This window comes from Streptomyces sp. IBSBF 3136, assembly GCF_036815105.1.
Classification (GTDB): Bacteria; Actinomycetota; Actinomycetes; order Streptomycetales; family Streptomycetaceae; genus Streptomyces.
In genome coordinates this window covers 1-24,392 of record NZ_JAJSZC010000018.1, presented here as the reverse complement: position 1 = coordinate 24,392, position 24,392 = coordinate 1, and the positions used below count along the sequence as shown (strand labels likewise).

At 73.5% G+C, this 24,392-nt stretch carries 24 protein-coding genes and 2 pseudogenes; 17 read left to right on the top strand and 9 right to left on the bottom strand.

The genetic code is table 11. The features are described from left to right. Positions 1-362: 362 nt before the first annotated feature. The 6 genes and pseudogenes from V7E45_RS06355 (at position 363) to V7E45_RS06330 (ending at position 4,992) form a co-directional block, all read left to right on the top strand. Positions 363-632, top strand: coding sequence for a hypothetical protein (locus tag V7E45_RS06355; RefSeq protein WP_333773084.1), 270 nt, complete (start codon positions 363-365; stop codon positions 630-632). Between the two features lie 15 nt (positions 633-647). Then, positions 648-1,643 (top strand): hypothetical protein, encoded by a 996-nt coding sequence (locus tag V7E45_RS06350; protein WP_333773083.1) that lies wholly within the window; start codon positions 648-650, stop codon positions 1,641-1,643. 113 nt (positions 1,644-1,756) lie between these two features. Further along, a pseudogene (locus V7E45_RS06345) lies at positions 1,757-2,105 on the top strand (hypothetical protein); the annotation flags it as partial. A gap of 130 nt (positions 2,106-2,235) precedes the next feature. Then, positions 2,236-2,904, top strand: a complete 669-nt coding sequence (locus V7E45_RS06340) for a hypothetical protein (RefSeq protein ID WP_333773082.1) — start codon at positions 2,236-2,238, stop codon at positions 2,902-2,904. Between the two features lie 51 nt (positions 2,905-2,955). Then, entirely contained in the window at positions 2,956-3,711 is a 756-nt protein-coding gene (locus V7E45_RS06335; RefSeq protein ID WP_333773081.1) for a YcnI family protein, read from the top strand. Positions 3,712-3,846: 135 nt separating this feature from the next. After that, positions 3,847-4,992, top strand: coding sequence for a protein kinase family protein (locus V7E45_RS06330; RefSeq protein ID WP_333773080.1), 1,146 nt, complete (start codon positions 3,847-3,849; stop codon positions 4,990-4,992). 90 nt (positions 4,993-5,082) lie between these two features. Here V7E45_RS06330 and V7E45_RS06325 read toward each other — a convergent pair whose 3' ends face one another. After that, positions 5,083-5,862 (bottom strand): CDP-alcohol phosphatidyltransferase family protein, encoded by a 780-nt coding sequence (locus V7E45_RS06325; protein ID WP_333773079.1) that lies wholly within the window; start codon positions 5,860-5,862, stop codon positions 5,083-5,085. Positions 5,863-5,970: 108 nt separating this feature from the next. On the opposite strand from V7E45_RS06325, the gene V7E45_RS06320 reads away from it, so the two are divergent. From V7E45_RS06320 to V7E45_RS06300, 5 genes and pseudogenes are all read left to right on the top strand, one after another. After that, positions 5,971-6,945, top strand: a complete 975-nt coding sequence (locus V7E45_RS06320; RefSeq protein ID WP_333773078.1) for a zinc-dependent alcohol dehydrogenase — start codon at positions 5,971-5,973, stop codon at positions 6,943-6,945. Between the two features lie 161 nt (positions 6,946-7,106). Beyond that, positions 7,107-7,505, top strand: coding sequence for a 6-pyruvoyl trahydropterin synthase family protein (locus V7E45_RS06315; RefSeq protein ID WP_333773077.1), 399 nt, complete (start codon positions 7,107-7,109; stop codon positions 7,503-7,505). Beyond that, on the top strand, positions 7,502-8,683 hold the full coding sequence (locus V7E45_RS06310) for a glycosyltransferase family 4 protein (protein ID WP_333773076.1): 1,182 nt from the start codon (positions 7,502-7,504) through the stop codon (positions 8,681-8,683). Before V7E45_RS06315 ends, V7E45_RS06310 begins: the two co-directional genes overlap by 4 nt. After that, positions 8,680-9,813 (top strand): methyltransferase domain-containing protein, encoded by a 1,134-nt coding sequence (locus tag V7E45_RS06305; RefSeq protein ID WP_333773075.1) that lies wholly within the window; start codon positions 8,680-8,682, stop codon positions 9,811-9,813. The genes V7E45_RS06310 and V7E45_RS06305 overlap by 4 nt, the downstream gene beginning before the upstream one ends. Then, positions 9,810-10,874: pseudogene (locus V7E45_RS06300) on the top strand (lysylphosphatidylglycerol synthase transmembrane domain-containing protein); the annotation flags it as partial. The gene V7E45_RS06305 and the pseudogene V7E45_RS06300, both read left to right, overlap by 4 nt. A gap of 101 nt (positions 10,875-10,975) precedes the next feature. Here V7E45_RS06300 and V7E45_RS06295 read toward each other — a convergent pair. Further along, on the bottom strand, positions 10,976-11,752 hold the full coding sequence (locus V7E45_RS06295; protein ID WP_443055954.1) for a creatininase family protein: 777 nt from the start codon (positions 11,750-11,752) through the stop codon (positions 10,976-10,978). A gap of 38 nt (positions 11,753-11,790) precedes the next feature. Between V7E45_RS06295 and ribA the strand changes: the two genes are divergently transcribed. The 4 genes from ribA (at position 11,791) to V7E45_RS06275 (ending at position 16,073) form a co-directional block, all read left to right on the top strand. Then, positions 11,791-12,450 carry a GTP cyclohydrolase II gene (gene ribA, locus V7E45_RS06290; protein WP_333773073.1) on the top strand — a complete coding sequence of 220 codons (660 nt, stop codon included), beginning with the start codon at positions 11,791-11,793 and terminating at the stop codon, positions 12,448-12,450. Positions 12,451-12,725: 275 nt separating this feature from the next. Then, positions 12,726-13,871 (top strand): NAD(P)/FAD-dependent oxidoreductase, encoded by a 1,146-nt coding sequence (locus V7E45_RS06285; RefSeq protein ID WP_333773072.1) that lies wholly within the window; start codon positions 12,726-12,728, stop codon positions 13,869-13,871. Further along, positions 13,868-14,929 carry a saccharopine dehydrogenase gene (locus tag V7E45_RS06280; protein ID WP_333773071.1) on the top strand — a complete coding sequence of 354 codons (1,062 nt, stop codon included), beginning with the start codon at positions 13,868-13,870 and terminating at the stop codon, positions 14,927-14,929. The genes V7E45_RS06285 and V7E45_RS06280 overlap by 4 nt, the downstream gene beginning before the upstream one ends. Further along, complete coding sequence (locus tag V7E45_RS06275) at positions 14,922-16,073, top strand: saccharopine dehydrogenase family protein (protein ID WP_333773070.1); 1,152 nt, start codon at positions 14,922-14,924, stop codon at positions 16,071-16,073. The genes V7E45_RS06280 and V7E45_RS06275 overlap by 8 nt, the downstream gene beginning before the upstream one ends. A gap of 22 nt (positions 16,074-16,095) precedes the next feature. On the opposite strand, the gene V7E45_RS06270 is transcribed toward V7E45_RS06275, so the two are convergent. The 5 genes from V7E45_RS06270 to V7E45_RS06250 form a co-directional block, all read right to left on the bottom strand. Next, positions 16,096-17,046, bottom strand: a complete 951-nt coding sequence (locus tag V7E45_RS06270; RefSeq protein ID WP_333773069.1) for a CU044_5270 family protein — start codon at positions 17,044-17,046, stop codon at positions 16,096-16,098. Further along, a complete protein-coding gene (locus V7E45_RS06265) occupies positions 17,039-17,677 on the bottom strand; it encodes an RNA polymerase sigma factor (protein WP_333773068.1) in 639 nt (212 codons plus the stop codon). Before V7E45_RS06265 ends, V7E45_RS06270 begins: the two co-directional genes overlap by 8 nt. Before the next feature lie 169 nt (positions 17,678-17,846). Next, positions 17,847-19,070 (bottom strand): serine hydrolase domain-containing protein, encoded by a 1,224-nt coding sequence (locus tag V7E45_RS06260; protein WP_333773067.1) that lies wholly within the window; start codon positions 19,068-19,070, stop codon positions 17,847-17,849. A 58-nt stretch (positions 19,071-19,128) separates the two neighbouring features. Further along, positions 19,129-20,490, bottom strand: coding sequence for an MFS transporter (locus V7E45_RS06255; protein ID WP_333773066.1), 1,362 nt, complete (start codon positions 20,488-20,490; stop codon positions 19,129-19,131). Next, on the bottom strand, positions 20,487-21,062 hold the full coding sequence (locus V7E45_RS06250; protein WP_333773065.1) for a TetR/AcrR family transcriptional regulator: 576 nt from the start codon (positions 21,060-21,062) through the stop codon (positions 20,487-20,489). The genes V7E45_RS06255 and V7E45_RS06250 overlap by 4 nt, the downstream gene beginning before the upstream one ends. Before the next feature lie 99 nt (positions 21,063-21,161). Between V7E45_RS06250 and V7E45_RS06245 the strand changes: the two genes are divergently transcribed. After that, positions 21,162-21,623: a PPOX class F420-dependent oxidoreductase gene (locus V7E45_RS06245; RefSeq protein ID WP_333773064.1), complete on the top strand. Its 462-nt coding sequence runs from the start codon at positions 21,162-21,164 to the stop codon at positions 21,621-21,623. Here the strand turns inward: V7E45_RS06245 and V7E45_RS06240 are convergent. Beyond that, on the bottom strand, positions 21,602-22,594 hold the full coding sequence (locus V7E45_RS06240; protein ID WP_333773063.1) for an NAD(P)-dependent oxidoreductase: 993 nt from the start codon (positions 22,592-22,594) through the stop codon (positions 21,602-21,604). The genes V7E45_RS06245 and V7E45_RS06240 overlap by 22 nt on opposite strands. An 84-nt stretch (positions 22,595-22,678) precedes the next feature. On the opposite strand from V7E45_RS06240, the gene V7E45_RS06235 reads away from it, so the two are divergent. Continuing rightward, the gene (locus tag V7E45_RS06235) at positions 22,679-23,275 is read left to right on the top strand and encodes a TetR/AcrR family transcriptional regulator (RefSeq protein ID WP_333773062.1); all 597 of its coding nucleotides are present in this window, start codon (positions 22,679-22,681) and stop codon (positions 23,273-23,275) included. Positions 23,276-23,510: 235 nt separating this feature from the next. Here V7E45_RS06235 and V7E45_RS06230 read toward each other — a convergent pair whose 3' ends face one another. Further along, a complete protein-coding gene (locus V7E45_RS06230) occupies positions 23,511-24,176 on the bottom strand; it encodes a TetR/AcrR family transcriptional regulator (protein ID WP_333773061.1) in 666 nt (221 codons plus the stop codon). Between the last annotated feature and the right edge of the window lie 216 nt (positions 24,177-24,392).

Here is a 24,392-nt window from a genome sequence, read left to right as displayed (position 1 = left end):
CGGCGTGTCGGGATGGATAAAGCCACGGCGGACAGCCACCACCTGCACGGGGTACAGCCGGGGGTGAAGGGTGTCCGATCAGGTTCCTGCTGGCGAGGACATGTCGCGGCGGTGGCCAACTGGTGGGCGTGAGGGAGCGGTGGCGCGCCTGATGATCCTTGATTCCCGAGGCAAGTTGGCCACTGAGCACGCGCGTGCGGTCGCTGGGGCTCTGGGTGTGTCGCTTCGGACGGTGTGGAACTGGGTGGCGGTGGCTCGGTGCGAGGGGCGGCTGTCCGCACGGGCTCCGTCGCGGGCCGGTGTTCCCCCGGATGTGCGTGTCCGTCTGGCGGTGTGGGGCGGGAACGTGGCCGCGGTCCATCGTGAGCTGCTGGCGGAAGCGGCGACACGCGGACGCGATCCGCAGCAATCCCAACTACCACGGCGAACTGGTGCGCCTCATCTCCTGCTACTCCGGCGCCGACGCGAGACCGCCCGAGCTGCCCCTCGCGCAGTCCGTCGCCAACGAGCTCGGTGTGCCCGTGACGGCGCCCACGAGCAAGGTGGGAACCTCTCCCCAGCTCGGCCTCAACCAGACCCCCACCATCGGCAACAATGGCTACTGGCGTACCTACCTGCCCATGGCCCACTAGGGCAGGCTCACAGGAGTGGAAACGATCAAGCGAGCGGGCTTCTATCGGGAGATCGGCGGCCAGGCCACCACGCCGGACGATGCGTCGTCTCTGCGAGACGCCGTACAGGACAGTGGGCCCTGGGACGAGGACCGTGTCCTCGCCTACCTGGAGTCGGCCCTGGAGATCTACACCACGATGGGCGCCGAGCGCGACGCCCTCACCGGCGAGGAGTGGATTGTGGGCTCCGGATCTCTGATGACGGATGGCACCTGGCTCTGGCCCGTCGATCTTACGCACTACGTACGTCGTCACCACGCTGCCCTGCCGCAGGAGTTCCTGGACCACATCCGGACCAACAACTACACGGTCCCCGTCGTGCCCGACGAACAGGCCAGGCGCATTTTCCGGGAGGAGTTCCCGGACAGCGCCCCCGCTACGACCCCACCCAAGGCTGCAGGCTTCTTTACTTGGTACGTGCCGAAGCTGGACAGCGCGCGAGCCCATCAGCTCCTCACGCGTCTGGAGAACGCCGGGCTCTCCGCCGTGCACCCGCTGACCAATGCCCTCTTCGGGTTTCGCGAGATGCCGGTCGGAAACCGCGAACCGCTGATGGGCGATGGCGCGGCCCTGGCCGCTGCCTTGGCTGACGATCGATACTCGAAGGTCGAGTTCACCTGCTGGAAGGGCTACGACCAGTCCCTGACCGGCATTGTGCGACGCACGGACGAGGCGACGCAGAGCATCACGCTGCGCCTCACCGACATCCCCGTGCCCGACCGCGAGGAGGCGGTCGCGGCACTGGTGCGCACGCTCGATCAGGATGCGGCCGACTGCCGCGGGTTTGTCATCGACCGAGCCGGCGTTTCGGCTTCCCAGGACTGGGAGCGCATCCTCGTCGGCGACGGAGGGAACTTCACCGTGTGGCCCGACACCGTCGGCATCCTCCGGGACCGCGTGGGCAAGCATCCTGAGTTGGCCAACAGCAAGCCGATTGCTTACGGCCCACTCGACGTCTTCCACCGCGCGTGAAGGGGTTAGTGCGGGCTGCGACACCTCATTCCTGGTCGTACCGGAAAATGGTTCCGCACGGGTACCTGTTTTCGGTACGACTGGTGGAGTTGGGTGCCTCCGGCGTCGGCTTCATGGCCGCCGGTGACCCCGACTTCGTGCCGTCCCTCGCCGAGGCGACGACGCCCGAGAGCGCCCAGCACGCGCTCACGGACTACGTCGTCACCGAGCGGCTGCTGGAGAACTTCGACGGGGCGCTGGACCTCATCAAGTCCGCGCTGGACGGGCACCGCTCCAAAGCGGCGTATCTATGTGCACCACGTCAAGAAGCTGCACCCGAGGCCCCGACCCCGCTGGTGTACCGGACCGACTCCGGACGAGTGGGGCGAGGGCTTCGCCTGGACCCCGCAGCTACTCGACGCGTTTCGTGAAACTGGCTCGGGTCGAACGGAACTGGATCTTCGTGTAGGGCGCCTGCCGGCCGGCGAGGCGACGCGATCACCGGCACGCCTCGCACGTGGGCGACACTTTGCATCATCGGTGGCACGCCGTAGGCGACTGAACAGCCCATCCGCGCCCCACGTATCCCCCCACCGTGGGAAGATCCCTCAGCATGAGCGCATCCCCGGCCGTGAGGAGCCTGCGCGCTGCCGTGTTCGCCGCGGTGTGCGTGCTGCTCGCCGCTGCCGGGCACGGGCTGGCCATGGGGGACATGCCGTCGGTGGGGGCCGACGCCGTCGCGTTCCTCGGTGTCTTCGGGCTCGGCTGGGCGCTCGGCCTGCGCGAGCGATCGCTGCCCGGCATCTGTGCGGCCATGCTCGCCACGCAGGCTGGGCTGCACTTCGCCTTCGGGGCGGCGCACCCGGGCCCCGCGGTCGGTTCGGGGCGTGCTCACTCCATGCACATGGCCTCTATGGCCGGGCACAGCATGGCCGGGCACGCCGTGGCAGGGCACGGCAGGGCGGCGACGCACCTCCATTCCGCGACGGTTCATACGACGACGGCCCATGCCACGACCGCGTACGCCACCCTCGCCCATCTTCTCGCCGCCCTCGTCGCCTCCTGGTGGCTGCGGCGGGGCGAGGCCGCGCTGTGGTCGCTGCTGCGGCGTACCGTCGCGCTCGTGCCCGGGCTCGTCGCCTGGTGGCGCAATGCCCCGCTGACCGCCCCCGCCGGGCGCGCCGTGCCCCTTCCCGCCGCCCCCGAACCGCCCCGCCGGCCGGCGCTGCGGCACGCGGTGAGTCGTCGTGGGCCCCCGCTCCCGATCCCGTACACGGTCTGAACCGGGACTGACCAGCCCACACACCTCACCCGTACGGAGATCCACTCACCCATGTCCACGACCCGCACACACACCCGCAACGGCACCCGTGCCCGCGTCACCCTGGGCCGTGCCGCGACCGTCACCGCCCTCGCCGCCGCCGGGCTGCTCGGCGCCGCCGGTATCGCCTCCGCGCACGTCACCGTGCACCCGGAGAGCTACGCCAAGGGGGCCACGGACGGCGTACTGACCTTCCGCGTACCCAACGAGGAGGACAGCGCCTCCACCACCAAGGTGCAGGTCTTCCTGCGCACCGACCACCCCGTCCTCGGTGTCCTCGTCCACCCGCAGGACGGCTGGACCGCCAAGGTCACCAGCACCAAACTGAAGACGCCGGTCAAGACCGACGACGGCACCATCACCGACGCGGTCTCCGAGATCACCTGGACCGGCGGGAAGATCGGCGCCGGACAGTTCGAGGACTTCGACGTCGCCTTCGGCCAACTTCCCGACAACACGAACCAGTTGATGTTCAAGACGCTGCAGACCTACTCCGACGGCAAGGTCGCCCGCTGGATCGAGGCGCCGACGGGAGGGGAGGAGCCGGAGAACCCGGCGCCCGTCCTGAAGCTGACGGCCGCCGGTGACGAGAACGCGGCGCCCACCGCGTCGAAGGGCGACTCCGACGGCGCTTCCAAGTCCACCGCCGCGTCGAGCGACTCCAGCGACTCCACCGCCCGTGGTCTCGGGATCGCCGGGCTGGTGGTCGGTGTGCTCGGCCTCGCCGCCGCCGCGTTCGCGATCGTGCGCGGCCGGTCGGCCCGGTAGTAGCCGGCTCGGTCGTAACCCGCCACAGGGCAGGGTCCGGACCGGCACCGTGCGTGCCTGGTCCGGGCCCCTCCGGTTGCGGGGGCAGGGTTGCAAACCGGTTGCGGCCCCGCGGGTGGCGGTGAGGATGGGCCCATGGGAGAGGGAACGCCGACGCAGCCGGCCGACGGGACGGAGCATGTCGCTCGGGTGTCCGCCCACGCCGCGGTGGGGGCCCGGCTGAGCCTGCTCAGCGATCGCCGGCTGCGAGACGTCGTGGCCGGCGCGCGGGGGCTCGGCTCCGGGGTCGGCGGCCGGGCGGCCGAGCTGGAGGTCGACGGTCTGCGTGTCTTCGTCAAACGCGTGCCGCTCACCGACCTGGAGCTCACGGCCGATCACATACGGTCGACTGCCAACCTCTTCGGGCTTCCCCTCTTCTACCAGTACGGGGTCGGCTCGGCGGGCTTCGGCGCCTGGCGTGAACTGGCCGCGCACCTCATGACCACGACCTGGGTGCTGAGCGGCGCGTACGCGGGGTTCCCACTGCTGTACCACTGGCGGGTCCTGCCGGACAGTCGCCCGGACGGCTTCGCCGACGAGTTCGGCGGGATCGAGGGAGCCGTGGCGCACTGGGACGGATCATCGGCTGTCCGGCGCCGGCTGGAGGCCATCGGCTCGGCTTCCTTCAGCCTGGTCCTGTTCCTGGAGCACGTGCCCCACACACTCGCCGACTGGCTCCACGACGCCCGGCAGGCAGCCGGGCCCGGACCGGCGGACGGTCCGACCAGCGGCTCGACCAGCAGCTCGGCGGACGGCTCATGGGCCTACCTGTGGGCCGAGGAAGCGCTGCGCAAGGGCACGGAGTTCATGAGCGGACGCGGACTCGTCCACTTCGACGCCCACTTCCGGAACGTGCTCACCGACGGCCGGCAGGTGTACTTCGCCGACCTCGGGCTGGCGCTGAGCGGCGACTTCGAGCTCTCCGAGGCCGAACGCGCCTTCCTCAGCGCGCACTTGGTGTACGACGGCTCGTACGTCCCCACCCACCTGCTCCGCCACCACCTGCCCGACGAGATGCGCGGGGGCGTCGAACCCGGGGCGTTCCTGCGCGCGTGGACCGAGGGGAACCGGCCCCGCAGTGTTCCGCCGGGGCTCGCCGCGCTCATCGACCGGCACGCTCCACACGCGATCGTCCTGGACGACTTCCACCACCGGCTGCTCAACCGGAGCAAGCACACTCCGTTTCCCGCGGCCGAGGTCCGGCGGGCGCTGGCCGCCGGGGCGCCGTCGGCGAAGGGGTGAGAGCGGCGGGCTGCTGTTTGTCGATTGTCCCCAGTCGACCGTCGACCACCGGCTGTCGGCAGGCCCCGGTCGACAGTCGACGCCATACGCTCAGCGCACCGCCAGCTCCAACTCCCGTACCAGCGGCTCGACAGCGGCCGTCTCCCCGACTCCCGCTCCCGTACCCGAGTTGCCGTACAGCCACAGCACGTCCCGGCCGAACGACCAGACCAGGGAGCCGAGGGACAGCAGGACGATGCCCAGGTTGGCCGCGTGCGGCAGCAGGTCCGCGCCCGCGAGCAGCAGGCAGATGCCCTGGAGCGCGGCGACCGTCTTGCGGGCGAAGGACGGGGGCAGCGGGGCGTTCAGCCACGGGGCGACCCGGGCGGCGGCGACGAACGCGTAGCGCATGCCGCCTATCAGCAGGACCCAGGGGCCGAGCTGCGTGGACACGTACACGCTCAGTACCAGGATCAGGAACGCGTCGACCTCCATGTCGAAGCGGGCCCCGAGCGCGGTGGAGGTGCCGGTGCGGCGGGCCACCTTGCCGTCCACCCCGTCCAGCAGGAGGGCGACGGCGGTCAGGCCGACCAGCAGCGTGACCGGCGGGGAGCTCTCGAAGGAGTCCGCGACCAGCGCGGTCACCCCACCGACCAGCGTGGCGCGGCCGAGCGTGACGCGGTTGGCGGGGCCGAAGGAGCTGAGCCGGGAGCGGTGCAGGGCGCGGGAGAGGACCGCCCAGGTGGCGAACGCGAAGACCAGTCCCGTCAGCCAGCCGGCCGGCCCCATGCCGATCGCCGAGCCGAGCAGGGCCAGCAGCAGGATCTGCACGCCCGCCCCCACAGCGGTCTCCTGCTGGAGCCTTGCGTCAAACGTGTTGTTCAGGGCCACCGCACATTCCTCCGGCCGAGTGACAGAGTCGATCACCGCCGCGTACTGTGCGCGGCCTGTGCACATCTCGGTACGTGAACAACTTCCCGATCGTTCAGGAGGATGCCGATGAACCACTCGGCCCGCGCGTTCTGGCTCCGCTCGCCGGGGCGCGGTGAGATCCGTGATGTCACCCTCACGGCGCCGGCCGAGGACGAGGTGCTGGTCCGCGCGCTGTACTCCGGAGTGAGCCGCGGCACGGAGACGCTGGTCTTCCGCGGCGGGGTGCCCGAGTCCCAACACGCCGTGATGCGGGCCCCGTTCCAGGAGGGCGACTTCCCCGGGCCGGTGAAGTACGGCTACCTGAACGTCGGCGTCGTGGAGCAGGGCCCCACCGACCTCCTCGGCCGTACGGTGTTCTGCCTGTATCCGCACCAGAGCCGTTACGTCGTTCCGGTGAGCGCCGTCACCGTCGTACCCGAGCGGGTGCCCGCCGGACGGGCCGTGCTGGCCGGGACCGTGGAGACCGCGGTGAACGCCCTGTGGGACGCCGCGCCGCTGGTCGGCGACCGGATCGCGGTCGTCGGCGGCGGCATGGTCGGCTGCTCGGTGGCCGCGCTGCTCGCCCGCTTCCCCGGCGTGCGGCTCCAGCTCGTCGACGCCGACCCGGCGCGCGCCGAGACGGCGCGGGCGCTCGGCGTCGACTTCGCCACCCCGAGGGACGCCCTCGGCGACTGCGACCTCGTCGTGCACGCCAGCGCCACCGAGGCGGGCCTGAACCGCTCCCTGGAACTCCTCGCCACCGAGGGCACGGTCGTGGAGATGAGCTGGTACGGCGACCGGCGGGTCAGCCTGCCGCTCGGCGAGGCCTTCCACTCCCGCCGGCTCACCGTGCGCGCCAGCCAGGTCGGCACCGTCTCCCCGGCCGCCCGCGCCGGCCGGGGCTACGCCGAACGGATGGCGCTCGCCCTCGACCTCCTCGCCGACCCGGCACTGGACGCCCTGGTCACCGGGGAGAGCGCCTTCGAGGAGCTGCCCGCCCTGATGCCGAAGCTGGCCTCCGGCGAGATCATGGCCCTGTGCCACCGCATCACCTACGGCTAGGACCCCCGACCCGCGACCTGACCTGCGCGGGGACGAGTGCCGGTGCGGAGAAAAGGGTGAGAGGGGGCTGAACACGGGGAAGTCAGGAGCCGTACTACACGGCATCCCCCGGCAGGGAACCGCTGGGGACACCAGACGCGCCGCACCTGGAGGGTCGTCCGTTGTTCAGCATCACCGTCCGCGATCACATCATGATCGCCCACAGCTTCCGCGGCGAGGTGTTCGGGCCCGCGCAGCGACTGCACGGCGCCACGTTCCTGGTGGACGCCACCTTCCGCCGCGAACAGCTGGACGAGGACAACATCGTCGTGGACATCGGTCTGGCCACGCGTGAACTCGGCGCCATCACCGCCGAACTGAACTACCGCAACCTCGACGACGAACCCGAGTTCGCGGGGATCAACACCTCCACCGAGTTCCTCGCCAAGGTCATCGCCGACCGGCTCGCCGAACGCGTCCACAAGGGCGCGCTCGGCGAGGGCGCCAAGGGCCTGAAGAGCCTCTCGGTGACCCTGCACGAGTCGCACATCGCCTGGGCGAGCTACGAGCGTGGCCTGTGACCGAGACGACCGTGGCGAAGGCGCGGCTCGCCTACGTGCCCGCGCAGCCCACCGCTTCCGAGAAGGCCGGGATCATCCCCATGTCCCTGCGCACCGTGCACTTCGTCATGCCGGGCGGTGTCGACGACCAGGCCGCGCCGAGCGGCGGCAACGCCTACGACCGCCGGGTCTGCCTCGACCTGCCCGGCTTCGGCTGGCAGGCCGTGCGGCACGCCGTGCCCGGCAGCTGGCCGCGCCCCGGCCGGGCCGACCGCGACGTGCTCGCCCGCACCCTGCGGGAACTGCCGGACGACACCGTCGTCCTGTTGGACGGCCTGGTCGCCTGCGGCGTCCCCGAGGTCGTCGTCCCCGAGGCCGAACGCCTGCGCCTCGCGGTGCTGGTGCACCTGCCCCTCGGCGACGAGACGGGCCTCGACCCGCTCGTGGCAGCCGACCTCGACGCCCGCGAGCGTGCGGTGCTGCGGGCGGTGCCCGCCGTGATCGCCACCAGTGACTGGGCGGTCCGCCGCCTCGTCTCCCACCACGGCCTGGCGCCCGAACGGGTGCACGTCGCCGCACCCGGCGCCGACATCGCACCTCTCGCCCCCGGCACCGACGGCGTCTCCCGGCTGCTGTGCGTGGCCGCGGTCACCCCGCGCAAGGGCCAGCACCGGCTGGTGGAGGCGCTGGCCGCGGTGACCGACCTGCCGTGGAGCTGTGACTGCGTCGGCGGGCTGACCGGCGACCCGGAGTACGTGGCCCACCTGCGCGGTCTGATCCGCGAGCACGGCCTCCAGGACCGGCTGCGGTTGGTGGGGCCGCAGGCGGGCGCCGCGCTCGACGCCAGTTACGCCGCGGCCGACCTGATGGTTCTCACCTCGTACGCGGAGACGTACGGCATGGCCGTCACCGAGGCCCTCGCGCGCGGTGTGCCGGTGCTGGCCACCGATGTCGGCGGGGTGCCCGAGGCGGTCGGTCGCGCCCCCGACGGCGGCGTCCCCGGCATCCTGGTGCCGCCGGAGGACCCCGCCGCGTTCGCCGCCGAACTGCGCGGCTGGTTCGGCGAACCCGACGTGCGTCGCCGGCTGAAGGCCGCCGCGCGCGGGCGCCGGGCGGCCCTCGACGGCTGGGCGACGACCGCCCGCAGCCTGGCCGGGGTCCTCGGCCGGCTTCCGCAGGTCCAGGGGAGGGTGGCATGACGGAGACGACGACGGTGGCCGGCGGGCTGCCCGCGCAGCCAGGATCCCGTGAGGGCGCGTACCCGCGGCCGGCCGGGAGCGAGGAGACACGTGTGGACGCCGGTGGGCGAACGGGCGAGCCGTCCGGTGCGGACGCCGGGCCGGACGGCCACGGCGGCCACGGCGGGCAGGGCGGTTCCTCGGGTGTGATCGCCGGTGCCGGGCCCGTCGCCCGGCCCGGTGAGCGGGCCACCCTGCGACTGCGGGACGGGGCGGACGACGCGGACGGGGCCCACGGCGAGCACGACGGCGGCGAGGAGCCGCCGCGGTACGCGCCGGAGTGGCTGCAACTGCGGGAACCGGCCGACGCGGCCGCCCGGGCGGCGGACCTGCTGGACCCGCTGCGGGCCCGGTTCGCCGACCTGCCGGGCCGGGAGGGCGGCCTCGTCGTGCACGACCTGGGCTGCGGCACCGGCTCGATGGGCCGCTGGCTCGCACCCCGCCTCGACGGCGCCCAGCACTGGATCCTGCACGACCACGACCCGTATCTGCTGCACTTCGCGGCCGTCGCCTCCGCGCGCTCCGCCGCAGACGGCAGCCGGGTCTCGGTCGAGACGCGCCGCGGCGACGTCGCCCGGCTCACCCCGGACGCGCTGACCGGGGCCTCCCTGGTGACGGCCTCGGCGCTGCTGGACGTCCTCACCACGGAGGAGATCGACGCCCTCGCCGCCGCGTGCGCCGGCGCCGACTGCCCGGCCCTGCTCACGCTGTCCGTGGCCGGACGGGTCGAACTCGGGCCGCCCGACCCGCTGGACGCGGAGCTCACCGAGGCGTTCAACGACCACCAGCGCCGAACCGGCCTGCTCGGCCCGGACGCGGTCACCGTCGCCCGCGAGGCGTTCGCCGCGCGCGGGATGACGGTACGGCTGCGTCCCAGCCCGTGGCGGCTGGGCCCGGAGCAGGCCGCGCTGACCGCGCAGTGGCTGCGCGGCTGGGTGGGCGCGGCCGTCGAACAGCGGCCCGACCTGGGCGAGCGCGCCGAGCGCTACCTCCACGAGCGCCTGGCCGCCTGCGAGGCCGGTGAACTGGAGGCCGTCGTCCACCACACCGACCTGCTGGCCCTGCCCCGGTCGTCGGGAGCAGCCTCATGAGCGAGCCGGCCGGGCCAGGCACAGGCACGACCCGCCCGCCGGAGGTGGCGACGGCACTGCTGGAGCTGCCCGCGGGTGAAGTCGTGCCGGCCGGCGCCTCGGCGCCGGGCGGGTCCGGCGTCTCCGGGCAGGCCGAGCGCGGCGCCTCCGAGTCCGCCGAGCCCGTCGCCCCCGAGTCGCCGCAGCACGCTGGAGAACCCGCACCCCCTCCCCGGGCGTTCGCGCCCCGTGCCCTGTTCGCGCGGGTCAACTCCCGTGCGGCCCGAACCCACTTGGGCACGGTGGCCGGTACGGCCATCCTCGCCGTGCTGCTGTGGCGGCTCGGTACCGGTGTGCTGCTCGACGGGCTGCGGCGGATCGACGCGACGACGCTGTTGCTGGCCTCCGGCATCGGTGTGGCCACCACCGTGTTCAGCGCGTGGCGCTGGCAGTTGGTGGCCCGGGGCCTGGGCATCCGGCTGCCGCTGGGCGCCGCGGTGGCCGACTACTACCGGGCGCTGTTCCTCAACGCGGCGCTGCCCGGCGGCGTGCTCGGCGATGTGCACCGGGCGGTACGGCACGGGCAGAGCGCCGGTGATGTGCGGCGCGGGGTGAAGGCGGTCGTCCTGGAGCGGGTCGCCGGGCAGATCGCGCTCGCGGTGTCCGGCGCGGCGGTGCTGCTGACCCTGCCGTCGCCCGTCCGCTCCGACGTCCGCGCCGTCGCCCTGCCGGTGGCTCTCGCCGCTGCGGCCGCGCTCGCCGTGCTCCGCGCCGTCCGGGGGAACCGCGCCTCCGCTCCCGGCGGCGGGGTGCGCCGGTTCCTCGCCGAGGCACGGCAGGGTCTGTTCTCCCGCCGGTCCGGCCCCGGTGTCGCGCTGTCCTCGGCCGTCGTCCTGGCCGGGCACCTCGCGATGTTCGTCGTGGCGGCCCGGGTGGCGGGCTCGGCCGCATCCGTCGCGGTGCTGCTCCCGCTCGCCGTCCTCGCCCTGGTCGCCATGGGCCTGCCCCTGAACGTGGGCGGCTTCGGACCTCGCGAGGGCGTCACCGCCTGGGCGTTCGGCGCCGCCGGGCTGGGCGCGAGCAGTGGGGTGGCCGTCGCCGTCGTGTACGGCGTGCTCAGCTTCGTCGCCGCCCTGCCCGGCGCCGTCGTCCTCGTCGCCCGCTGGTGGACCGGGCTGCGCGGCTACTCCCGTATCGCGCCGGAGCCGTCGACGGACGTGAGCAGCGCGAAAAGCGCGCCGAACGAATCCGCCAGGCTCGCCAGCAGTTCCTTCCCCTTTTCCGCCGAGCCCAGGGAAGGACGGCCGATGACGCCCGAATCGGTATAGGCGGACATTCCCACGGTGAGCAGATGGCGACGGTCGTCCGCGGTGAAATCGGCGGACGCGTATCCAGGGCGGACGAATTCGGGGTGAGAGTGCAGCAGAATCGACGTCTCGATTTCTCCCGCGTGCATGTCGGTCAGCAGCGAGGTGGTCACCCCCGCCCGCTGCCGAGCCGTCTCCCAGTCCTCGGCGGCCGGGAAGAGCCCCATGCGCTCCCCGCGCGCGGACGCCTCCTGGACGACGTTGCCCAGCACGTAGTTCCCACCGTGCCCGTTGACCACGACCAGCGCCTCGACACCGGAACGGCGCAGCGACTCGGCGATGTCGCAGACCACCGCGTGCAGGGTCGGGGCCGAGATGCTGACGGTCCCCGCCCAGGCCGCGTGCTCGTGCGAGCAGGACACCGTCAGCGGAGGAAGGAGGTGCACCGGGTACGCGCCGGCGATCTCCCGTGCCACGGCACAGGCGACGAGCGTGTCGGTCGCCAACGGAAGGTACGCCCCGTGCTGTTCCAGGCTGCCGACGGGAAGGACGGCGACCTGTGTTGAAACGCCCGCCCCTCGCATCCGTACGTCTTCCGTAGTGTCCGCCGGCACCACCCCGTATGCCACCGGTCGCGCGCCCGAACCACTCATCTTTTCCCGGCCTTTCGTCTCTGCTTAGGAATCAGATCATGACAGAAAACCTCGGCGTCCTCGGCAAGAAGTCCTCGCGGCGTTCGGGCGCGGAACGCGTCGTGAATACCCCGTTGCCCACCGTGTACGGGAAATTCCAGGCGATCGGCTACCTGGACCACGACCGCGGTGACGAGCAAGTCGCCCTCGTGCACGGCGAGATCGGCACCGAGAACGTTCTGGTCCGGTTGCACTCCGAGTGCCTGACCGGGGACGCGTTCGGCTCCCAGCACTGCGAGTGCGGCGACCAACTGGCCTCCGCCCTGCGCGCGGTGGTCGCCGAAGGCAGCGGCATCGTCGTCTACTTGCGGGGGCACGAAGGGCGCGGCATCGGCCTGCTGGCCAAGCTTCGTGCGATGGCCCTGCAGGCGGAGGGCCTGGACACGGTCGAGGCGAACCTGGCGCTCGGCCTGCCGGTCGACGCCCGGGACTACGGCGTCGCCGCGCAGATCCTGCACGACCTCGGAGTGCGCTCGGTCCGCCTGATGTCGAACAACCCGCGCAAGCGGGAGGCGCTGGTGCGGCACGGCATCCAGGTCGCCGAGCAGGTACCGCTGCTGATCGAGCCGTGCGAGAGCAACATCACCTACCTGCGGACCAAGCGGGAGCGGATGGACCACGTCCTGCCCCACCTGGACGCGGTCGCCCACGGCTCCTGAACCGCTGACTGCCGACTGCCGACCGCTGACTGCCGACCGTCCACCGTCGACTGTCGACCGCCGACCGCCGACCGCCGACCGCCGACCGTTCGGCCCCTGCCCGTCGATCCCCGGCGGCCCGGTCCCGCCCGGGGCCCCGCCGGGGGAGGTGCCCGCCGGGCGCCATGGCGCCCGCGGCACCCGGGTGACATCGTCTAAGGCGACAGCGTCGGACTCGGCATCCGGGACGCGGCGGCGCCCCGGACCGTGACCCGCGTGGCGGAGGAGGCGGCCGAGTGAACCTTCGGGCCCGGGTGGTCATCGTCGGTGGCGGGGTGATGGGCACGAGCATCGCCTACCACCTGGCGCGCGCCGGAGTGCGGGACGTGGTGCTGGTGGAACGCGACGAACTCGCGGCGGGCTCCACCTCCCGGGCGGCGGGCGGCGTGCGGGCCCAGTTCTCCGACGAGCTGAACATCCGGCTCGGCGCCCGCAGCCTTGAGGCCTTCGGCCGGTTCGAGGAGGAGATCGGCCCGGACATCGGGCTGCACCGGGTCGGCTACCTGTTCCTGTTGTCCACACCCGAGCAGGTCGCCTCCTTCGAGGCGGGCGTGCGCCTGCAGAACTCCCTCGGGGTGCCCAGCCGGCTGCTGACCCCGGCGGATGCCCACCGGCTCTCGCCGCTGATCAGGACCGACGGGCTGCTGGCCGCCGCCTACTCCCCGGACGACGGCCACTGCACCCCCGAGGCCGTCGTCCACGGCTACGCCGCCGCCGCCCGCGCCCGCGGTGCCCGCATCCTGCGCCACACCGAGGTCACCGGCATCGAACGCGACGGCACCACCATCACCGCCGTCACCACCACCCGCGGCCGCATCAGCACCGACACGGTTGTCTGCGCGGCCGGGGCCTGGTCACGGGCGGTCGGCGCCCTGGCCGGCGTGGACCTGCCGGTACGGCCGCTGCGCCGGCAGATCGCCGTCACCGAACCGGTGCCCGGCCTGCCGCCGGCGCTGCCCATGACCATCGACTTCACCACCAGCCTCTACTTCCACGCCGAGGGCCCCGGACTCCTGCTCGGCATGTCGGACCCGGACGAGCGGCCGGGCTTCGCCACCGACACCCACGACCGCTGGATCCCGCGGCTGTGCGAGGCGATGCAGCGCCGCGCCCCCGCCCTGCTGGAACTGCGCCGCACCGGCGGCTGGGCCGGTCTGTACGAGAACACGCCCGACCACAACGCACTGATCGGCGAGGCGTCCTCGGTATCCCGTTTTCTGTATGCGACCGGCTTCTCCGGACACGGCTTCCTCCAGGGACCCGCCGTGGGCGAGATCGTCCGCGACCTGTACCTCGGCCGCGTACCCTTCCTGGACGTCAGCCCCCTGAGCGCCGGCCGGTTCGCGGCCGACGCCCCGCGCCCGGAGGCGAACCTGGTATGACCGAGCTCCACCTGTGGCTGCGCCACGAGGCCCGCACGACCGAGCGGCGCACGCCGGTCGTCCCCGCCGACGCCCGCCGTCTCGTCGAGAGCGGTGTGCGCCTGACCGTGGAGGAGTCCCCGCAGCGGATCTTCCCGCTCGAGGAGTACGTGGCGGCCGGCTGCGGCACCGCACCGGCGGGCTCCTGGGTGACGGCCCCGTCGGACGCGGTGATCCTCGGCCTGAAGGAACTCCCCGGTGATCCGCCCGCGCTGACGCACCGGCACATCTCCTTCGGACACGCCTACAAGGGACAGCCGGGCGCGGACGCCCTGCTGCGCCGGTTCGCGGCCGGGGGAGGAGCACTGCTGGACCTGGAGTACCTGGTCGACGAACACGGCCGCAGACTCGCCGCCTTCGGCTTCTGGGCGGGCTACCTGGGCGCCGCCCTCACCGTGTTGCTGCACCGCGGCCGGCTGCGCGCCCCCCTGCGGCCGACCGGCAGGGCGGAACTGGACGCCGCCCTCCAACCGGCCTCCGGAGACGAGAAGTTCACGGCCCTCGTGATCGGCGCGCTGGGCCGCAGCGGCCGGGGCGCCGCGGCCGCCCTCGACACCGCCGGCGTGACCGCCACCCGATGGGACCTCGCCGAGACCCACGATCTGAACCGCACGGCCCTGCTGGCCCACGACGCGATGGTCAACTGCGTCCTCGCCACCACCCCCGTCCCGCCCTTCCTGCGCGACGCCGACCTGGACGACCCGGCCCGCCGCCTGCGCACCCTGTGCGACGTCACCTGCGACGTCGGCTCCCCGCTGAACGTCCTGCCCGTCTACGACCGCACCACCGACTGGACCGATCCGGCGCGCCGGCTGCGCGAGGACCCGCCGCTGGACCTCATCGCCATCGACAACCTGCCGTCCCTGCTGCCCCGCGAGTCCAGCACCGACTTCTCCGCGGCCCTGCTGCCCGAACTGCTCGGCTTCGGCACCTCGGCGGCCTGGCGGCGCTGCCTCGACCGTTTCCACCTGGCCTGCCAAGAACTCGGCGTCGCACAAGGGGAGTTCCGTCATGACTGAGCGCGTTCCGGCGAGCGGCACCGTGCACTGGGTGGGCGCGGGGCTGTCCACCGGCAGCGGCCTGGCCGTCCTGTGCGAGCGGGCCGGCCGGGTACGGCTGTGGCACCGTACCGGGGAACGCGCGGCCGGCGCCCTGGCACGCCTCGGCCTGACGGGCCGGGCCGAACCCCGCGCGTTCACCCTGCCGGCCCTCGCCGCCGAACTGGCGCCCGGCGACGTCGTCGTGTCCATGCTGCCCGCGCCCGAACACGCCGGGCTGCTGTCCGCCTGCGTCCGGGCGCGGGCGCACTTCGCCTGCTCCAGCTATGTGTCGCCCGAGGTGCTCACCGAGGTCCCGGCGGCCCGGGCCGCCGGTCTCGTCGTGCTCACCGAGGCGGGCCTGGACCCCGGCATCGACCACCTCTTCGCGCACAGCCTCATCGGCCGGGCCCGCGCGGACATCGGCCCGGACACCCCGGCGGTCTACCGCCTCACCTCCTACTGCGGCGGTGTCCCGGAGGTCCCGAACGACTTCCGGTACCGCTTCAGCTGGGCACCCCTAGGTGTCCTCAACGCCCTGCGCGCCCCCGCGCGTTACCTGGAGAACGGCGTCGAGGTCACCGCCGCCCGGCCCTGGGAGGCGACCCGGCCGCACGTCCTGGACGGGGAGACCTTCGAGGCCTACCCCAACCGGGACAGCGTTCCCTTCGTCGAGCAGTACGGGCTGCCGGCCGCCTGGGCGCCTCGCACCTTCGTGCGCGGCACGCTGCGCCTGGACGGCTGGCGGAAGGCATGGGAGCCGGTCTTCGGGGAGCTGCGCACGGGCGACGACGAGCGCATCGCCGCCCTGGCCCGGGAGCTGGCCGCGGCCCATCCGACCACGGACGCCGACCGTGACCGCGTGGTGCTCTCGGTGTCCCTGACGGTCGAGGCCCCGGACCGCACCTGGACCGGCGGCTACCTGCTCGACCTCGTCGGCGACGAGGAGGAGTCGGCGATGGCCCGCTGCGTCTCCCGGCCCCTCGCCCTCGGCGTCCGCCACGTCCTCGACGGCTCGCTGCCGACGGGCCTGAACCGGGCGGCGGAAACGGCCGCGCGGTCCGACCTGTGGCTGGCCGAACTCGCCGCCGAGGGACTGGATTTCAGCCTGCGGTCCGGCGGGTAGGCCGGGCCCCCGGCGCGACGGCTCAGTGGTGCTGTCCGATGCGGTCGACCACCTGGATGTCCTCCAGCGTCGTGGTCTTGTAATAGTAGTTGACCTGCTTCCACTCGCCGTGCACCTTCTTGGCGGAACTGCCCTTGGTGCGCAGGCCCAGGTAGTCGTAGGTCTTGCGGTCGAAGAGAAAAGTGAAGGAGGCCTGGGGGTGCGAGACGCCGACGGCGCGCCGGCCGGTCACGGTCGCGTCGTGGTAGTCGAGCCTGATCCGGGGCAGCTTCGACAGCGCCTCGAAGGCGGCGGCCTGCAGCGCCGGAGGCAGCACCCGGGGCTCCGTCAGCAGCATGCACCCCTCGAAGAACGCTTGCACGTCGTTCAGCAGCGAGCTCTTCATGCCGAGTCTGAACTGGGCCAGGAGCTTGTCGGGATCCGTCGGCATGTGCTGGAGCTTGGAGTAGACGGTCGGCGGCCAGCGCACCTCGTGCTTGCCGAGCGGCGGGTCGTGGTGGATCTTCCCGTTCTCCTGGCGCAGGGACGGCTTCGAGCCGTCCACCGACGTCCAGCTCTCGTCGGTCCACGTCCGGGTCCTGCCGCCGTTGAGGTACGTCTGGACGACGTACGTCCGGGTGTAGAAGTACTGGTCATCGCGCGGGACGGGCAGGTCGCGGTTCGCGGTGCGGGACCGGTCGGCGGCCCGGCGCAGCACCTCGGCGGCGCTGACCGTGTCCAGCCGGGTCGTGCGGTCGTGTCCGTCGCCGTCGCGCGTGACGACGACGGCGACGCCGACGCCCGCCGCGGCCGCGCCCGCGAGCCCGGTGCGGAGCACGAGGCGCCGGCTCGGCCCACCCGCGCGGGCGGTGCGGCCTCGGGACCTCTCGGCGGCCACGGCGGCGTCGAGCCGGGCCCGGGCCGCGGCGCGCGCCTGGTCCGACGGTCCCTGCCCGGCGGAGTCCCAGCGCCGCACCCTCGTCAGCTCATCCATGATCGGTCTCCTTCTCCGGTGCGGTCGGGGCGGTGCGGTCGGGTCCGGCCAGTGCCGTGCGCAGCCTGGTGCGGGCGCGGTGCAGACGGGAGCGCACCGTGCCGACGGGCACGCGCAGGGCCCGCGCGGCCTCCTCGTAGTCGAGTTCACCCCAGGCGATCACCAGCAGCACGTCCCGGTACCGGGTGGGCAGCCCGGCGAGGGCGCCGGCCAGCGGTGCGTCGGCGCTGAGCCGCTCGGCGACCCCGTCCTCGGGCCCGTCGTGCTCGGTCCCGGTCGACAGGGACGCCACGCGCGCCAGCGCCCGCAACCGGCGTGCCTCGTCACGGCGGTGACGTCTGATCAGGTTCGTGGCGATCCCGTACAGCCAGGGGCGGGCGTGCGGATGCGCCAGGTCGTAACGCCGCCGCCGCTTGAAGGCGATCTCGAAGGTCTCCGCCATCAGGTCGTCCGCGGTGTCGGAGCCCAGGCGCCGGGCGATGTAGCGGTGGATGTCGTCGGCGTAGCGGTCGAAGATCACGGCGAACGCGTCGGGTATCTCCCAGGACCGTTCGATGACCGAGCCGTCGGAGGCGCCGCTCGCGTCCGTCGCCCGGGCGCCCGCGGCACCGTTGCCTCGCAGCAGGGTCACGTTCCACCTCTGTGGTTCATTCGCGTCCTCGGGGATCCGGTCGTGGTGTCGTGGTCACCCGCTGTTCGCCGTTGCCGGGCGCCGAGTTCCAGCCCGGTAAGTGACCTGCCTCACAATCCCGATGGTCCGCGTCCCGGGAGGCGCGACCTGACCGCTGCGGTCCGCGAGGTCAGTCCGTCAGTGCCTCGTGCACCAGCCGGCGCAGGTCCGGGAAGACCTTCAGGCTCTTCGGTCGCACCTGGGTCATGAACTGCACGGTGAGGTCGTGGGCCGGGTCGACCCAGAAGGCGGTGGTGGCCACGCCGGTCCAGCCGTAGGTGCCGCGGCTGGACGGGGCAAGGGTGCGGGCGGGGTCGACGACCACGGAGACGTTGAAGCCGAAGCCGAGCCCCTGGTTGGCGCGCCCCTGGTGGGCCGTGGTGCCGAAGGAACTCAACTCGGCTTCCCCGGGCAGCTGGTTGTGTGACATCCGGGCCACCGTGCCGGGCGACAGCAGGCGGACGTCGTCCAGTTCGCCGCCCCGGCGCAGCATTTCCATGAACCGGTGGAAGTCCGGCGCGCTGGAGACCAGACCGCCGCTGCCGGACAGGAACAGCGGCCGCCCCAGCACCGGCAGCCCGGGGACCGGCGTGATGCCGCCGTCCTCCGTCTCGCCGTACAACTCGGCCAGCCGGTCCCGCTGTTCGGGGGTGATGTGGAAGCCGGTGTCGGTCATGCCGAGCGGGCGCAGGATCCGCTCCGTGACGTACTCGTCCAGGGGGCGGCCGGAGACCACCTCGATCAGCCGGCCCAGGACGTTGGAGGCGACCGAGTAGTTCCACCGTGTGCCCGGCTCGAACTGCAGCGGCATGCGCGCGTACACCTCGACGGCCTGCGCGAGGTCCTTGCCCGGCGGCACCGAGTACTCCAGGCCCGCGTCCCGGTAGAGCGCGTCCACGGGGTGCTCGTGGTAGAAGCCGAAGGTCAGGCCCGCCGTGTGGGTGAGCAGATGCCGGACGAGGATCGGTCCGGCGGCGGGGCGCGTGCGGACAGCGGTGCCCGAACCGCCCTCGTACACCCGCGGTCCGGCGAAGGCGGGCAGGTACCGGTCGACCGGGTCGTCCAGTGACAGGCGGCCGTCCTCCACCAGTTGCAGCACCGCGACCGCGGTCACCGGTTTGGTCATGGAGTAGATCCGCCACAGGGTGTCCGTGCCGACCGGCTGCCCGGCGGCGACGTCACGGTGGCCGTAGGCGGTGAGGTGGGCGACGCGGCCGCCGCGCGCCACGGACACCAGGAACCCGGGCAGCCGGCCCTCTTCGACGTGACGGGCGAAGAACCGGTCGAGCCGGCCGAGGGCCTGCGGGTCGAGCCCCGCCTCGTCCGGATCGGCTTCCTGCCGCAGCTGTGCCATGGTGCTCCTCCGCTCGGTCCCGCGCGTGCGGTCCGGCCGCCTGCCGGGACGCACCCCCTCATCGTCGCGCAGGAACCCCGGGACGGACCCGTCCGTCGGTGATCTCCGTGCCCGGCGCGACGCCGTGCCCCGGCAGCGCGCGGGCGACCGGTACGGCGAGCGCCGCCACGGCGGCGAGCGCGAGCAACGCCGGCCGGGGCCCGGCGGCCATCAGCGCCGTGCCGGCGGCGACACCGAGCACGGGCCCCACGTTGAGCGCGGTCTGCTGCAGCCCGCCCGCGACCCCGGCCACCGCCACCCGGGCGCCGCGTACGACGACCTCGGTGGCCGCCACCATCACCGTGCCGAACCCGGCACCCAGCAGCGCGAAACCGCCCCCGAGTGCGGCCGTGCCGGTGGCCCCGGACAGGACCAGGACGCCCAGCGCGAGCAGCGCCGTCGCCGCCGCGACCGTCCGTCGCGCGCCCAGTCGGCGCAGCAGCGCCGGGCACAGGGCGGCGGACAGCACCATCAGCACCGCGAGCGGCAGGCTGCGCAGGGCGCTCTGGAACGGGTCGAGGGCGAGCCGGCGCTGGAGCACGTACGTCTCGGCGAACAGGGTCCCGAACAGCGCGGCCGACGTGGCGACGAGCAGGCCCAGCGCGGCCCCCACCGCCGGGGAGCCGATCACCCCGGGCGGCAGCAGCGGATGCGCGGTCCGCCGCTCGTGGCGCACGAAGAGGGTCCCGGCGAGCACCGCACCGCCCAGCACGGGCACGCTCCACGCGCCGGAGCCGGGCAGCGCGACCAGCGCGTGCACGAGACAGGCCAGGGCGATCGCGAGCAGCAGGGCCCCGGGCAGGTCCAGCGGAGTGCGGGCCGCCGGGAGGCGGTCCCTGCCGGGCAGTACGAGTGCCGCGAGGCCGAAGCCGGCCGCGGGCAGCGCGCCGACGAAGAACACCGCCCGCCAGCCGAGACCGCCCACCAGCGCTCCGCCCAGCAGCGGTCCCGCTGCCGCCGCCAGGCCGATCGCGGCGGTGCGCACCGCCAGTGGCACCGCCAGCCGGTCCGGCGGGTACGCGGCCCGCAGCATCCCGAGCGTCGCCGGTTGCAGCAGGGCCCCGAACACGCCCTGCGCCAACCGCAGTCCGATCACCCAGCCGATGCCGGGCGCCAGGCCGACGCCCGCCGACGCCGCGCCGAACCCCAGCATGCCGAGCCCGAACATCCGCCGGTGCCCGTACCGGTCGCCGAGCCGCCCCGCGAACACCAGCAGGCTCGCCACCGCGACGAGATACGCGGTACTGGTCCACTGCACCTCGGCGAACGACGCGTGCAGGGCCCGTTGCAGGGAGGGTTGGGCGACCGTGAGGACCGTGCCGTCGAGGGCGACGAGCACGGCCCCCGCCACGCTGCTCGCCAGCGTCAGCCCGCGGTTCACCGCTCGTCCCGCGGGCCCAGATGGGCGCCCAGGACCGCGTCGAGCAGCGGGCTCAACTCGCTCTCCCCGGTGGCGAGCTGGAGGCTTTTCCAGCGCCAGAGCTGGGCGACGCCGTGCAGGTTCGCCCAGAGCGCGCCGGCCACCCGCCGGGCGTCCGCCCCGGGCCTGATCCGCCCCACGAGGTCCGCGAGCACCCCGAACAGGGGCAGGCTGGTCTCCCTGAGTCCCGAGCCGCCGCTGTCCAGCAGGTCGTGACGGAACATCAGCTCGTACATGCCCGGGTTGTCCAGCGCGAACTCCAGGTACGCCCGCGCCAGTTCGATCAGCTGCCGGCGCGCGTCGGTGCCGCCCGGCGTGGGCCGGACCCGGTCGCCCAGCTCGGTGAACCCCCGGTGGGCGATGGCGGACAGCAGTTCCCGGTGGGTGGGGAAGTGGCGGCGCGGCGCCCCGTGGGAGACCCCGGCGCGGCGGGCGATCTCCCGCAGCGTCAGCGCCTGCACACCCTCGGCGGCCACCAACTCCACGCCCACGTCCACCAGCCGGGCCCGCAGGCCCGTGTCCGACTCCGTCATGGATACTGTCTACCAGCGACACGTAGACAGTGTCTACTCGCGCTCGCGGTGCCTGCCGGCGCGGGGAATGCGTGACGATCCCGGCCGGTTGACCTCCCTATGACAGAGGACTCGACGCAGGACTCGACCCGGGCTTCGGCCGAGGACGCACTGCTCCGGCTGCTTTCCCGTACGCGGGGCGGGGTGCTGGTCACGCTCAAGAGCGACGGCCGCCCCCAGCTCTCCAACGTCAGCCACGCCTACTACCCCGAGGAGCGGATCGTCAGGATCTCCGTCACCGACGACCGGGCCAAGACCCGCAACCTCCGCCGCGACCCCCGCGCCTCCTACCACGTCACCAGCGAGGACCGCTGGGCGTACACGGTCGCCGAAGGCGCGGCCGACCTGTCTCCGGTCGCCCGCGACCCGCACGACGACACCGTCGAGGAACTGGTCCGGCTCTACCGGGACGTCCTCGGCGAGCACCCGGACTGGGAGGACTACCGGGCCGCCATGGTCCGCGACCGCCGGCTGGTGGTGCGGCTGCCCGTCGAGCGGGTCTACGGCATCCCGAAGGGCTGAGCCGCCGCCTGTCCCGCGGGGACGGTCCGGGGCCGGGACGCCCCCGCGGTCCGCGCCTCGATCGCGCGGAGCACCGCCACCATGTCCTGCCCGCCGTGCCCCAGCCCCACCGTCTCCTCGAACAGGGCGTGGCACACGTCGAGCAGCGGTGACGCCAGCCCGGCCCCGCGGGCCGCCTCGGCGATGAGCCGGTTGTTCTTGAGCACGTCCAGGGCCGCGGCCTGGACGGCGAAGTCACCCTCGCGCAGCTTGGGTGCCTTCATCCGGGACACCCCGCTGGCCATGGGGCCCGCGTCCAGCACCTCGAGGAACAGCCGCCGGTCCAGACCCTGCCGGTCGGCGAAGTGGAACGCCTCGGTCAGTCCGGTCACCAGCGTGATCAGGAAGAGGTTCACGGCCAGCTTCATCAGCAGCGCGCCCGGTGCCGCGCCGCACCGGAACGTCTCCCGGCACAGCGGCGCGAGCAGCGGTCGTACGGCGTCGACGGCGGACTCCTCGCCGGCGAGCATGGCCACCAGTTCCCCCCGCTCCGCCGGGACCCGCGACCCCGAGACGGGCGCCTCCACGTACCGGCCGCCGGCCGCGCACACCTCGGCCTCCAGGGCGCGGGAGTGCTCGGGGGAGGTCGTGCCCATCGGGACGACGGTCCGGCCGGCGACCCGGGCGGCGAACCCGGGGGTGCCGCGGCCCAGGACCGCGTCGAGGGCCGCCTCGTCGGCGAGCATCAGCAGTACCACCTCCGCCCGCGCGAACACCTCCGCGGGGTCCGTCGCGACGTCGGCGCCGGCCGCGCGCAGCGACTCGGCCCGCTCCGCCGTCCGGTTCCACACCACCAGGGGCGTGCCGGCGGCCGCCAGGCGCAGCGCCATGGGCCGGCCCATCACCCCGAGCCCGATGAATCCGACCCTCACGGCACTGCCCTCCGCTCCACACGTCCTCGGCCCCGCCCAGCCGACTATGACCGTCGTCATAGTAGCCGGTGTTATGACGTCGGTCATAGAGTGGGGCGGGAGGACGACGGACGAGGCACGGGCGCCGACGAGCGGAGGTCACGGATGGCGGAGTCGCGGCACGGACCGCGCGAGCGCATGGTGTTCAGCGCGGCCCAGCTGATCCGGCGCCAGGGGGTCGGCGCCACCGGCATGCGGGACGTGGCCGCCCACGCCGGAGCGCCGCGCGGATCGCTCCAGCACTACTTCCCCGGCGGCAAGGAACAACTGGTCAACGAGGCCGTCGGCTGGGCCGGCCGGTACGCGGGCACGCGGGTGGCCCGGTTCCTGGCGGCCCTGGACCGGCCGACGCCGAGCGGGCTGTTCGCGGCCATGGCCGCCCAGTGGACGCGGGAGTACGAGCAGGACGGCTTCGACGCGGGCTGCCCGGTCGCCGCGGCGACGGTGGACTGCGCGGCCGGGGGCGCCTCCACCCGGGAGGCGGCGGCCGCCGCGTTCGCGGCCTGGAGCGGCCCGGTCGCCGAGGCCCTGACCGGCATGGGGGTTGCCGCCGGCCGCGCCGACACCCTCGCCACCCTGATGATCAGCGCCCTGGAGGGCGCGATCCTGATGGCCCGCGCGGAACAGGACGTACGCCCGCTGAGGGCCGTGACCGGCGAGCTCGGGCCGCTGCTCGACGCGGCGGTGGTGCGCCCCGCCTGAGCGGGCGGCCCGAGCCGGAGGAGTGGTTCAGCGGCCCGGCACCGTGCCGGCGCAGTTGGTCGGCGTGTTGCCGCGGACCCGGCTGCTGACCGTTCGACGTCAGGTTCAGCACCGAGCCCGGGCATGACGTTCGCCTGGGCGACGGCCGCGGACGGCTGACCGGCGGTGGCAGCCGACGGGTGACGTGGCAGCCGACGGGCGGCGGTGGGGCGGTGCGGCCGCCGCCGGGGGGGCGTCAGCCCGTGGTCCGCTCAGCCGTGAGGTGGGCTGTGACCATGTCGCCGAGCATGGTCCGGTAGCGCTCGCGCTGCTCCGGGGCCACCAGGTCGCGGCCGAAGAGGACGCCGAAGGTGTGCCGGTTCGCCACCCGGAAGAAGCAGAACGAGCTGATCATCGCGTGCAGGTCGACGGCGTCCACGTCGGCCGTGAACACCCCGGACTCCCGTCCCGCGGCCAGGATCCGGTGGATCACGTCCAGCGCGGGCGAACCGATCCCCCCGAGCTTTCGGGAGGCAGCGATGTGCCGGGCTCCGTGGATGTTCTCGATGCTGACCAGACGGACGAAGTCCGGGTGCCGCTCATGGTGGTCGAACGTCAGCTCGGCCAGTCGGCGGATCGCCGCGACCGGGTCGAGCCCGTCCACGTCCAGGCTCCGCTCGGCGTCGCGGATCGCCCCGTACGCCCGCTCCAGCACGGCCGTGAACAGCTGTTCCTTGCCGCCGAAGTGGTAGTAGATCATCCGCTTGGTGGTGCGGGTGCGGGCCGCGATCTCCTCCACCCGGGCACCGTCGTAACCGGCCCGGGCGAACTCCCGCGTCGCCACGTCGAGGATCTCGGCCCTGGTGCGCGCGGCGTCACGCGCCCGCCCGTCGGGGCGTGCCGGTTCTTCGACACTGGTCATCGGGTTCCTTCGAGCGCGGGGCCAGTGCCGGTGATTCTAGAAGCAGGCCCGCCGGCCCGTCCCGGGTCCTCGCGGGGACGCGGGGGACGCCCGTGCCGGGCAGCCGGAGCGAGCGGAGTGCGCCGGTCCGCGCGCGGCAGCGGGGGGGGGGGGGGGGGGGGGGGGGGGGGGGGGGGGGGGGGGGGGGGGGGGGGGGGGGGGGGGGGGGGGGGGGGG